The sequence below is a fragment of the Rathayibacter rubneri genome, from assembly GCF_023743255.1.
Taxonomy (GTDB): domain Bacteria; phylum Actinomycetota; class Actinomycetes; order Actinomycetales; family Microbacteriaceae; genus Rathayibacter; species Rathayibacter rubneri.
Genome location: NZ_JAMRYM010000120.1, coordinates 1 through 8,403, shown reverse-complemented (window position 1 = coordinate 8,403; position 8,403 = coordinate 1). Strand labels below are relative to the sequence as shown.

The following is an 8,403-nucleotide window of genomic DNA, read 5'->3' as shown; positions in this document are numbered from 1 at the left end:
CGCCGGGGTCGGGTGCGCCGGGGTCGACCGCGCCGGGGTCGACCGCGACGCCCACCGCCGGCCAGACGGCCTCGGCGACGCCGACCGCGACCCCCACCGCCGCAGACGCCGCGAGCCTGCTGATCGGTCCGACCTCGTTCTCGCTGGTCGACGCCGACGGCACCGAACTGGGCACGTGGGAGTACCGCGACGGCACTGGTGCGGTGGCCGCGCTCACCGAGGCCTTCGGCAGCGCCCCCGTGGAATCCGACGACATCCCGTACGAGGGCTACCGCACCCGGAACTCGAGCTGGCCCGGCTTCGACTTCAAGGACACCGAGGTCTACGACGCGGGGGGCCCGGAGTCGAAGTACCCCGAGCCGGACTTCCTCCTCGCCGTGAACGCCCCCGCGGTGGGCGACGTCGCGATCAGCACCCTCGGCGGAGTGGCGGTCGGCGACGCCGCCGAGGAGGTGCGCGCCGAGCACCCCGACAGCGTCCAGGAGGGCGCCCCCGGGCTGTTCGACTTCGACACCACACCGGTCGGCACGCTCGACGGCTTCGAGCTGACGCACACCGTGGGCGTGCTGGCGGAGGACGAGGTGACGGTGTCGGGCATCCGCGCGCCCTTCGTCAACTGGGGGGTCTGACCCGCGGCTCGAGACCGTCTCAGCCGGTGCCGGCGCCCGAGCCGACGAGCGGATGCGTCGCCGCGACGACCACGATCACCGCGACCGCGGCGAGGCACACGCCCAGCCCCGTCCGCGAGAGCGGCCGTCGCGACGCGAGCAGCGCGACGGCCAGGAGGCCGAGCAGGGCCGACCACGCCAGCAGGCCCCAGCCGAGGATCCAGGACAGCGCGAACGCCTCGTCCGAGACCGCCTCGAGGGCATCGCCCAGGCCGAACGCCAGCGCCGCGCCGGCCGCGAACACCAGCGCCGCGACGGGCAGGGCCACCACCTCGCCGCGCTTCGTCTCCATCCCGCGACCGTAGCGCGGCGCCAGGCTCACCCAGAAGGCCGGGGCGGTGACGATCACGGGTGCTCCAGGTGAACACGCCAGGGGTTTTACACATCCGAAACCCCTCAGAAACCCCCCAGCATCTGCGGGCGGTTGAGTAGGAGGCGACCCGGTCGCCCCGCCGACAGCACGGCGGGCCGCGCCATCCCCCACCTCGACGGAGCCCACCCATGCGCCCGACCACCTCCCGCACCGCCGTCCGCGCCCTCGCGCTGGGCAGCGTCCTGGCCGCCACCCTCTCGCTCGTCGCCTGCTCCGGCGCGAGCGACGCCGGCACCGACTCGGGCGACGGAGGCGGCGAGAGCGTCACCGTGACGGTCGGCACCCTGCGCGGCCAGCCGCACTTCTACCAGCCCTTCCTCTACGAGCAGTTCGCCGAGGAGGGCGTCGAGTTCGAGGTGATCACGCTCGACACCACGCCCGCCCTCTCGGACGCGCTCGTCGCGGGGACCATCGACTTCGCGATCTCGGGTGTCACCCCGACCATCTCCTCCGTCGCCCAGGACCGCGACCTGACGATCGTCGCCTCCGCGGCCGACGGCGGCTCGGGCTTCCTGGGCGGCGAGGGCATCTCCTCCGTCGAGGACCTCGCCGGAAAGAAGGTCGGCTACATCCAGGGCAGCGCCCAGGAGGTCGCCCTGCGCTACTACCTCGAGGAGGCGGGCCTCACCGACTCCGACCTCGAGCTGACCACGATCCCCGTTCCCGAGATGGCCTCGGCCTACACGAGCGGCTCGATCGACGCCTTCTTCGGCGTCGAGATCGGCGTCTCGATCGCGGAGGCGGCCGGCGCGACCGAGATCGCCGACCCGTACGCCACTCCGATCGGGCGGGTGAACATCGGGCTCGTCACCACCGGCGCGATGATCGAGGAGCAGCCGGAGGTCGTGCAGAAGGTGGTCGACACGCACGCCGCCACGACCGCGTACATGAACGAGAACGTCGACGAGTGGCTGCCCGACATGATCGCCGAGTTCGGCGGCGACCAGGACGTGCTCGAGTCGGCGCTCGAGAACTTCTGGCTCCGCTCCGATCTGACCGAGGAGTACCAGGGCCAGCTCGAGGCGCTCGCGGGCCAGATGCAGGAGCTCGGCTTCATCGACGAGGCGCCCGCGATCGAGGACGTCGTGGACACGACGTTCGCACCGACGTCCTGATCGGCCGCGCGATGACCACGACCCTGGAGCCCTCGACCGCCACCGAGCGGCTCGCGACCACGAAGCGCCGGCGCCGCCCCGGGCGCGGCGGTCTGCGGACCTTCCTGCTCGGCCTGCCGGTGCCGATCCTGTTCGTGCTGCTCTGGCAGTTCGGGCGGGCCGGCGAGTGGGAGCTGCCGTTCGGCATCCGGATGGCGTTCCTGCCCTACCCGGGCGACGTCCTGGTCTCGCTCATCGACTACGCCGTCGGCGGGCTCCGGAACGACGCGTTCAGCGGGCTGCTGTGGACCGATCTGGGGGCGAGCGCCGGGCGCGTGTTCGGCGGCTTCGCGCTCGCGACGCTCGTCGCGATCCCGCTGGGCGTGCTGATGGGGCGCTACTACACGGTGAACTCGCTGTTCGATCCGTTCATCAACCTGTTCCGCCCGGTGCCCGCGACCGCGTGGGTGCCGCTCGTGGCGCTCCTGATCGGCTACGGCGACCAGGCGTCGATCTTCCTGATCACGCTGTCGGCGTTCTTCCCGATCGTGCTCGGCACCATCAGCGGCGCACGCCAGGTGCCGCCCCGGCTGATCGAGGCGGCGCGGATGCTGGGCACCGGCACCGCGGGCGTGCTCGCGCGGGTCGTGCTGCCGGCCTCCGCCGCCGCGATCGTCAACGGCATGCGGGTCGGGCTCGGGCTCGCGTGGGTGGTGCTCGTGCTGAGCGAGACCACGGGGGTGAGCACGGGACTGGGCTCGACGATCTTCCTCGCCCGCGACGTGGTGCGCACCGACCTGATCGTGGTCGGGATGATCTGCATCGCGATCGCCGGATTCGCCTCGGACCGGCTGCTGCTGCTGGTGTTCCGCCTGCTGTTCGGCCGCCGGCCGCTGATCTCGTGAGCGGGCTGCCGACGGTGAGCGCGAATCCGACGACCCGCTCGACGCCCTGTTCGATGACCCGTTCGATGAAGAGGAGTGCCCGATGACCGTCGCGACCCCCGCCGTCCGCACCGCGGACGTCCACGTGCTCGATCTCGTCAAGCGCTACGAGACCGCGAACGGCGGCGTGCTGGCCATGGCCGACGTGACGCTCGACATCCCCTCCGGCGAGTTCGTCGCGGTCGTCGGAGCGAGCGGCTGCGGCAAGTCCACGCTGCTGCGGATCCTCGCCGGGTTCGAGGAGGCGACCGAGGGGGTCGTGGAGGTCGGCGGCACCCCGGTCTCGGCGCCCGGACCCGATCGCGGGGTCGTGTTCCAGGACTACGGCCTCTTCCCGTGGCTGAGCGTGCGCGAGAACGTGGCGTACGGACCGCGGCGCAAGAAGCTCCCGAAAGCGACTGTGGCGGAGGTGACCGATCGATTCATCGAGGCGGTGCGCCTCACCCGCTTCGCCGACCGGTACCCCGGCGAGCTCTCCGGAGGCATGCAGCAGCGCGTCGCCATCGCCCGGGTGCTCGCGAACGAGCCCTCGGTGCTGCTGATGGACGAGCCGTTCGGCGCGCTGGACGCGCTGACCCGCTCCGACCTGCAGATCGAGCTCAAGCGCATCCACCGCGAGACGCGCACCACGGTGCTCTTCGTCACGCACTCGATCGAGGAGGCGGTCTACCTCGCCGACCGCGTCGTCGTGATGACGGGCGGCGCCTCGCACGGGGTCCCCGGGCACATCAGCGAGATCGTGCCCGTCGACCTCCCCGGCGAGCGCGACGTGACGGCGCCGGAGTTCAACGAGTACAAGCGCCGCATCTCGGAGCTGGTGCACGCGCCGGCGTGAGGCGCGAGCCGGAAACCGACGGCAGACGGATCTTCAGTACCGAGCAGCCGCAGCGGTCCGCCTCGCGAGCAGGCAGGGGAAAGCGGTCCCGCGCCTCGGGTCTCGTCAGGAGCCCGACGGGTCCTCGTCGTAGCGGGACGGACGCGGCGGCACAGGCGGAACGGGCAGCGCCCCGGGCGCAGGCCGCACCCCGGGCGGTCGGGTGACGACACGTCGGCCAGTCGGAGTGGTCCAGTCGGCGGTGCCGTCGGGATGCAGGACGTAGGTCCAGCGGTCGCCGTGCCGGACGTGGTGGTGGGCGGTGCAGAGCGACGCGAGGTTGTGCGGCCCGGTCTCACCCCCGTGACGCCATTGGACCGTGTGGTCGGCCTCGGCCGATGAGGCGGGACGGGTGCAGCCGGGGAACCGGCAGGTCTCGTCGCGCAGCTGCACGAAGAGCCGCATCCGCTCGGGCGGGAGTCGGTGCGTGCGCCCGACCGAGAGCACCGCTCCGGTGTCGGGCTCCGTCACCACGCGGGTGAGCGTCGAGACGAGCAGTGCCCGAGCGGAGTCGGCGGGCACGGGACCGTAGCCGTCGAGTTCGGCCGGCGCGTCGTCGAGGCCGAGTGCGGTGCTCGCCGCGACCGTGAGGCGCACCTGCGCGCGGACCCCCGGCACGAAGGCGCCCCGCCTGGTCTCGAGGTCGGGTGAGGGCGTGGTGTCGACGAGGTCTCCGTCGCAGACGAGGTCGGCGAGGGCATCGGCCCGCAGCTGCGCGAGGGTCCGCGGGTCGCCGGGGGCGCCGTCGGGATCGACGCGCTCGCGCAGGGTCCGGGCGATGCGGTCGAGCCTGCCGTGCATGCCCAGCGCAACCGTCGCGGGGAGGTGCGCGCACAGCGTCGCCATGCCGTCGACCTCCGGGGTGATCCACACGGCTCGGTCCTCGCGCGCTCGAGCGTGACGCTCGGCGAGCGGCTGGGGGTGGAGCTCCTCGCGCAGACGCGCCAGCGCCCGTCGCAGCTGCGTCGGAGTGACCGCCACGGCCAGGGCGGCGGCGCTCTCGTCGAAGGCGGGCCGGGACTGCACGGGCAGCGTCGCCGCGATCCCGCAGACGATCTGCCCCGCCTCCCAGCGCATCCGGGCCGCGGCCAGTGCCGCCCGGGTGAGCGGCAGGTCCTCGATCAGAAGCGCCGCATGATCGAGTTCCCGCGCGGCCGCCCGCTCGGACACCCCGAGAGCGACGGCGAACTCCGCCCTGACCGATCGCTCGGCGAGGTCGTCCGAGGCAGGATCGGCGAGCCCGCGGGCGAAGGACTCCGGCCGCGCCATCGCCGCCCGGTACCCCGCGTACAGCTCCTCCGCACAGGCGAGCAGGATCGGGGACACTGAACGCGCCAGTTCGGCCGCCCGGTCACCTCGCTCGCGCACCTCACCGAGCAGCGCCTGCGGCCCGGGAGTCTCGTCCTCCGATGTCATTCCCGCAGTGAAGCAGCGCCCGGCGATCCGGGGATCCGGGCCTCGCGGATCGGTGGAGGGAGCCCGGCGCGAGCGGATGTGGAGGAGCAGCCACTCCCCTCACGCGTACGCCCGCGCCGCCTCCTCCAGGCACTCCCGCACCACCCGCACCGCCGGTGTCGCCAGCCCCGCCTCGCGCTGCGCCGTGAAGATCGTGCGCCGGGGCGCTCCCGGCAGCTCATGCAGCAGGCAGTCCGGCTCCCCGCCCGCCCACACCAGATCCGGCATCAGCGCGACCGCGTTGCCCGAGGCGACGAGGCGGATCTGCGCCTGCAGGTCGGCCGTCTCGAAGCGCACGTCGGGCTCGAAGCCGGCGACGCGGCAGAGCTGCTCGGCGAAGTGGCGGCTGGCGGTGCCGCGCGGCTCCATCACCCAGGCGGCATCGCGGGCGTCGGCGAGGCGCAACACGGCGGAGTCGCGGCTCACGGCGAGGCGGATCGCGTCGCTGGTGAGGTCGGCCCGCATCAGACCGGGCAGCCACGAGGTCGAGTGTCCGGGGTACTGCTCGGCGACCACGAGGTCGAACTCGCGCGCCCACGTCTCGTGCAGCGCCCCCTCCGGCTCGCGCTGCACCATCTCGACCCGCACCTCGGGGAACCTCTCGGCCGCGAAGCGCAGCGCCCGAGGCATCAGCGCCAGCGCCGCCGACTGGAAGACCGCGACCCGCACGCGTCCGGTGACCGACTCGCCCGACGCGGCGAGCGCCGCCTCCGCCCGCTCGAGCAGCGCGAGCACCTCCCCCGCCGCCTCGACGAGGATCTCGGCCTGCGGAGTGAGCTGCACCCGCCGCCCGACCTTGCGCAGGAGCTCCACCCCGGTCTCGCGCTCGAGCACGCTGAGCTGCTGCGAGACGGCGGAGGGGCTGTAGGCGAGGGCCTCGGCGGCGGCGGCGAGCGTGCCGCGGACGGCGACCTCGCGCAGCAGGACCAGGCGGCGGACGTCGAGCACCGGCACTCCATTCATCAGCTCAGCTGACCGGTACCGGTCAGGAATGATCGCTTCTGCTCAACGGTACCCGGTCGAATACTGAGGGGAGACGCCGCCGACCCCGCGGCGCACGAGCAGAAGGGCACCACCGTGACCGACCTCGCCGCACGTCCCGCCGCGACCACCGCACCGTCCGCCGACTCCGTGGATCCCCGGCTCGTCGACGCGAGCGTCGCGCTCGTGCGCCGGTGGCTCCGCGAGGCCGCCGGCATCCCCACGGACGCGTCCGGCGCGCAGCTGGCCGGCGTGCTGAAGGACCCCACCGGTCTCGACTTCACGGTCGGCTTCGTCGACGGGGTCGTCCGCCCCGAGGACACCCGGGTCGCGGCCGCGGCGCTGCGCTCGATCGCGGGCGGCGTGCCCCGCTTCCTGCCCGCCCCGATGCGGGGCGCGGTCGCTCTGGGCGGCGTGATGGCGCCGGTCCTCCCCGACGTGGTGGTGCCGATCGCCCGTCGGGTGCTGCGGCGGATGGTCGGCCACCTCATCATCGACGCGACCGACGCGAAGCTCGGCCCCGCGATCGCGAAGATCCGCCGCGAGGGCGTCCGCCTCAACATGAACCTGCTCGGCGAGGCCGTGCTCGGCCGCAAGGAGGCGCAGCGCCGCCTCGAGGGCACGCACCGACTGCTCGCCCGCGACGACGTCGACTACGTCTCGATCAAGGTCTCCTCCACCGTCGCCCCGCACAACCCGTGGGCCTTCGACGCGGCGGTCGACGACATCGTCGACGAGCTGGCTCCGCTGTTCGCCCGCGCAGCAGCCGCGACTCCGGCGAAGTTCGTCAACCTCGACATGGAGGAGTACAAGGACCTCGACCTCACGATCGCGGTCTTCACCCGCCTGCTCGACCGCCCCGAGTTCCACGACCTCGAGGCCGGCATCGTGCTGCAGGCCTACCTGCCCGACGCGCTGTCGGCGATGATCCGGCTGCAGGAGTGGAGCGCCGGCCGTCGCGTCCGCGGCGGTGCGGGCATCAAGGTGCGCGTGGTCAAGGGCGCCAACCTGCCGATGGAGCAGGTCGAGGCCTCGGTGCACGGCTGGCCGCTCGCCACCTGGGGCACCAAGCAGGACTCGGACACGAACTACAAGCGCGTGCTCGACTACGCGCTGCACCCCGAGCGCATCCGCAATGTGCGGGTCGGCGTGGCCGGCCACAACCTCTTCGACGTCGCCTACTCGTGGCTGCTGGCGGGCGAGCGCGGGGTCCGCGACGGCGTCGAGTACGAGATGCTGCTCGGCATGGCGCAGGGCCAGGCCGAAGCGGTCCGCCGCACCGTGGGGTCGCTCCTGCTCTACACGCCGGTCGTCGCCCCGGCCGAGTTCGACGTCGCGATCGCGTACCTCATCCGTCGGCTGGAGGAGGGCGCGTCGAGCGAGAACTTCATGTCGGCGGTGTTCGAGCTCGAGGCGCAGCCCGAGCTGTTCGCCCGGGAGGAGGCGCGGTTCCGCGCCTCGGTCGCGGCGCTGGACGGAGCGGTCCCGCCGGCGCACCGCGTCCCCGACCGCTTCGCCGCGAGCGGCCGACCCGGCTTCGGCGACTTCCGCAGCACGCCCGACACCGACCCCTCCGTCGCCGCGAACCGCGACTGGGCCGACGCGATCCTCTCGCGCGTCCCCTCCTCCCGGCTCGGCATCGACAGCATCGAGTCCGCCACGATCGGGGCCCTCCCCGAGCTGGAGTCGGCGCTCGCCACGACGCGCGAGGCCGGGCTCGCCTGGGGTCGCGTCCCCGGCGACGAGCGCGCCCGGATCCTGCACCGCGCGGGCGACGAGCTCGAGGCGCGCCGGGCGGACCTGCTCGAGGTGATGGCGGCCGAGGCCGGCAAGACGCTCGACCAGGGCGACCCGGAGGTGTCGGAGGCGATCGACTTCGCGCACTACTACGTCGAGCGCGCCCGCGAGCTCGACGCTGTCGACGGCGCGGAGTTCCACCCGGCGCAGCTGACGCTCGTCGCGCCGCCGTGGAACTTCCCGGTCGCGATCCCGGCGGGCGGCGTGCTCGCCGCCC

At 73.3% G+C, this 8,403-nt stretch carries 7 protein-coding genes and 1 pseudogene; 5 read left to right on the top strand and 3 right to left on the bottom strand.

Annotation, left to right across the window (positions count from 1 at the left end):
• A pseudogene (locus NB037_RS17410) lies at window positions 1-629 on the top strand (hypothetical protein); the annotation flags it as partial.
• Window positions 630-648: 19 nt separating this feature from the next.
• Here NB037_RS17410 and NB037_RS17405 read toward each other — a convergent pair.
• Complete coding sequence (locus tag NB037_RS17405; protein WP_251948029.1) at window positions 649-1,017, bottom strand: hypothetical protein; 369 nt, start codon at window positions 1,015-1,017, stop codon at window positions 649-651.
• 152 nt (window positions 1,018-1,169) lie between these two features.
• On the opposite strand from NB037_RS17405, the gene NB037_RS17400 reads away from it, so the two are divergent.
• From NB037_RS17400 to NB037_RS17390, 3 genes are all read left to right on the top strand, one after another.
• Window positions 1,170-2,156, top strand: a complete 987-nt coding sequence (locus tag NB037_RS17400; protein WP_251948027.1) for an ABC transporter substrate-binding protein — start codon at window positions 1,170-1,172, stop codon at window positions 2,154-2,156.
• A gap of 11 nt (window positions 2,157-2,167) precedes the next feature.
• The gene (locus NB037_RS17395) at window positions 2,168-3,040 is read left to right on the top strand and encodes an ABC transporter permease (RefSeq protein ID WP_251948025.1); all 873 of its coding nucleotides are present in this window, start codon (window positions 2,168-2,170) and stop codon (window positions 3,038-3,040) included.
• Window positions 3,041-3,122: 82 nt separating this feature from the next.
• Window positions 3,123-3,914: an ABC transporter ATP-binding protein gene (locus NB037_RS17390; RefSeq protein ID WP_251948024.1), complete on the top strand. Its 792-nt coding sequence runs from the start codon at window positions 3,123-3,125 to the stop codon at window positions 3,912-3,914.
• Between the two features lie 105 nt (window positions 3,915-4,019).
• On the opposite strand, the gene NB037_RS17385 is transcribed toward NB037_RS17390, so the two are convergent.
• Both NB037_RS17385 and NB037_RS17380 read right to left on the bottom strand, forming a co-directional pair.
• Window positions 4,020-5,369 carry an HNH endonuclease signature motif containing protein gene (locus tag NB037_RS17385; protein ID WP_251948023.1) on the bottom strand — a complete coding sequence of 450 codons (1,350 nt, stop codon included), beginning with the start codon at window positions 5,367-5,369 and terminating at the stop codon, window positions 4,020-4,022.
• A 99-nt stretch (window positions 5,370-5,468) separates the two neighbouring features.
• Window positions 5,469-6,356 carry a LysR family transcriptional regulator gene (locus NB037_RS17380; RefSeq protein ID WP_251948031.1) on the bottom strand — a complete coding sequence of 296 codons (888 nt, stop codon included), beginning with the start codon at window positions 6,354-6,356 and terminating at the stop codon, window positions 5,469-5,471.
• A 129-nt stretch (window positions 6,357-6,485) separates the two neighbouring features.
• Between NB037_RS17380 and NB037_RS17375 the strand changes: the two genes are divergently transcribed.
• Window positions 6,486-8,403: proline dehydrogenase family protein (locus tag NB037_RS17375; protein WP_251948022.1), on the top strand; the 1,918-nt coding region annotated here is incomplete at its 3' end.